The sequence below is a fragment of the Shewanella sp. 10B genome, from assembly GCF_023475885.1.
Classification (GTDB): Bacteria; Pseudomonadota; Gammaproteobacteria; order Enterobacterales; family Shewanellaceae; genus Shewanella; species Shewanella mangrovisoli.
The window spans coordinates 1-263 of record NZ_JAMDJO010000036.1; the positions used below are offsets into that span (position 1 = coordinate 1).

The 263-nt window shown below is 49.0% G+C and carries 1 rRNA gene; it reads right to left on the reverse strand.

From position 1 onward, the window contains the following. Positions 1–263, reverse strand: a 23S ribosomal RNA gene (locus M0415_RS21355); the annotation flags it as partial.

The window sequence follows — 263 nt, forward strand, 5'->3', positions numbered from 1 at the left end:
ACCCCTCTGACTTAAGGGCTAATCCCCGTTCGCTCGCCGCTACTAGGGGAATCTCGGTTGATTTCTTTTCCTAAGGGTACTTAGATGTTTCAGTTCCCCTCGTTTGCCTCACTACACTATGTATTCATGTAGTGATAACAGCTTATGCTGCTGGGTTCCCCCATTCGGACATCGTTAGCTCAAATGCTTGTTACTAGCTCGCCAACGCTTTTCGCAAGTTACTACGTCCTTCATCGCCTCTGACTGCCAAGGCATCCACCGTA